Here is a 2,472-nt window from a genome sequence, read left to right on the forward strand (position 1 = left end):
ATGTTGATTTGCACCCAAATTTGACCCGGGATTTGCATTGAATTTTGACCCACCCCTTGGTGTCAGAATTATGTCTCGATTTTCAGTTTTCGGGTCTGTTTTTCCTCCTTCTTGTTTTGAGTTGAACTGTGTTTGAAGCGGTAACTTTCGTTGCCTGTTTCCAGAATGTGGCAGTGATGGGTTAGTCGGTCCAACAGCGCTGTGGTCATCTTTTCATCGCCAAACACCCGGCTCCACTCTGAGAAGCTCAAGTTGGTGGTCAGTATCACGCTGGTTTTTTCGTACAGTTTTGATAGCAGGTGAAACAGCAGTGCTCCACCGGTTTGACTAAATGGCAAATAGCCCAGCTCATCCAGAATCACCAAGTCGGCATACAACAAGCGGTTTGCGATTTGCCCTTGCCGCCCAGATACTTTCTCTTGCTCCAGCGCATTGACCAAATCCACGGTGGAGAAGAAGCGCACACGCCGGTTCAAATGCATCACCGCTTGCGTACCAATGGCTGTGGCAAGGTGAGTCTTGCCTGTGCCCGGTCCACCAATCAGCACCACGTTCTGGGCTTGTTCCATAAAGTCGCAGCGGTGCAATTGTTTGACTGTGGCCTCATTGACCAGGCTTTGACTGAAGTCAAAGCCCACCAAGTCCCGATACACGGGGAACTTGGCCACGCGCAGTTGGTAGTTTACTGAGCGCACTTCACGTTCTGCCACTTCAGCCTTAATCAGGCTGTCCAGCATGGGCAATGCCTGATTAAATGCCGGTGAATTCTGATTGCCCAACTCCTCAATGGCGTGTGCCATCCCAAAGAGTTTCAAGGATTTGAGGATTCGCACATGGCCTTCATGCTGCATCATGGGCTCTCCTCAAACTGTCGTAGCGGTTCACATTGGCCTGTGGTTCCAGTGTCAGCCTTAATCCCTTGGGAATTGGAATCGGTTTGGGTGGTGGCTCTTCGGTCAAGCGTCCCAGCAGGTTTAACACATGCTCCTTGGATGGCTTGCCACATTCCAATGCCAGCTCTACTGCACTGAGTACAGCACCTTCGTCGTGGTGCAGCACCAGTGCAAGAATTTCCACCATGTCACGGTCACCACCGGGGCGTTGCAGCAAGATGGATTGAAGCTTCTTGAACGCTGGTGGCAATTCAGCAAATGGCGCACCATTGCGCAACGCCCCAGGTTTCTTCTGAAGCACAGACAAGTAATGGTGCCAGTCGTATTGTGTGTGGCCACGCCGAGCGTGGCCACTGCCAAACAATCTTGGATGCTCGGCAATGTGTTGGCCTTCGGCAGCCATCACCAGCTTGTCTGCATAAATCCGAAGGCTAATGGCCCTGTTGGCGTAACTGGCTGGCACGCTGTAGCGATTGCCCTCGTGGTGAACAAGGCAGGTTGAAGTGACTCGCTTGGTTTGCTCTACAAACGCATCAAAGGCATTGGGTAGCGCCATCAACTCGCTTTGTTCATCGGCAAAGGCCTCTTGCACGGTTTGGTCCAATTCGGGGTGGCGCAGCTCAGACCACAGCGCTTTGCAGCGATGCTCAAGCCACACATTCAAATCGGCAAGGCTTTGGAAGTCTGGTGCACCTTGCCACAGGCGTTGGCGGGAATCCTGCACATTCTTCTCAATCTGGCCTTTCTCCCAGCCCGATGCCGGATTACAGAACTGCGCATCAAACAGATAGTGGCTGACCATGGCGGTGAACCGCTGATTGACCCGTCGCTCTTTGCCTCGCCCAACCGAATCCACAGCGGTCTTCATGTTGTCGTAGATGCCGCGCTTGGGAATGCCACCGAAGATTCGAAAGGCATGCCAGTGTGCGTCAAACAGCATTTCGTGCTTTTGCTGGTAATAGGCCCGAAGCACAAAGGCCCGGCTGTGGGCCAACTTGAACTGTGCAATCTGGAGTTTGACCTGTTTGCCCGCGATGCGGGCAAAGTCCTCACTCCAATCAAATTGGAAGGCTTCGCCACAGGCAAAGCGCAAGGGGATGAAACAACCCTTTCCCGAGGTTTGTGCCTTGAACTGTTCGGAATCTTTCCACTGCCGGGCAAAGGCACACACCCGGTCATAAGACCCGGTAAAGCCCAAGGCGACCAAATCCCGGTACATGCTGCGCAGGTTCCTGCGCAGCTTCTTCGGTTTCTTGTGTTCGGTGGACAGCCACTGCTTTAACTTGGGCTCGAAAGGACTTAACTTGCCAACGCTGTCTCGCGCTGGGTACTGCGGTTCAACCACTTTGCTTTGCAAATACTTGCGAACGGTGTTCCTGGACAGGCCACTTCGTCGGGCTATTTCCCGAATCGACGCACCATCGCGAAAATGCCAGCGTCGAATTACGCTCAATATCGCCACGTTTATCACTCCTTGATTTCTCCCGCCATATCCAGACGGGAAACAGTGTCATACGTGGGTCAAATTTCGACGCAAATCTTTACCCTAAGTGGGTCAATTTTGGATGCAACTCAACAC

Annotated in this window: 2 protein-coding genes; both read right to left on the reverse strand. The window is 52.7% G+C overall.

Annotated elements, in window-relative coordinates; all coding sequences use genetic code 11:
* Positions 1-68: 68 nt before the first annotated feature.
* Entirely contained in the window at positions 69-854 is a 786-nt protein-coding gene (gene istB / locus NSP04_RS12585) for an IS21-like element IS1326 family helper ATPase IstB (protein ID WP_306815368.1), read from the reverse strand.
* Positions 841-2,364, reverse strand: coding sequence for an IS21-like element IS1326 family transposase (istA, locus tag NSP04_RS12590; RefSeq protein ID WP_257512715.1), 1,524 nt, complete (start codon positions 2,362-2,364; stop codon positions 841-843). Before istA ends, istB begins: the two co-directional genes overlap by 14 nt.
* Positions 2,365-2,472 lie beyond the last annotated feature (108 nt).

It is taken from the genome of Limnobacter parvus, assembly GCF_024623725.1.
GTDB lineage: Bacteria > Pseudomonadota > Gammaproteobacteria > Burkholderiales > Burkholderiaceae_B > Limnobacter > Limnobacter parvus.

What these genes read in the sequence shown, in the direction of transcription:
- istB (WP_306815368.1), bottom strand. Translation starts at nt 854, where the DNA reads ATGATGCAGCATGAAGGCCATGTGCGAATCCTCAAATCCTTGAAACTC.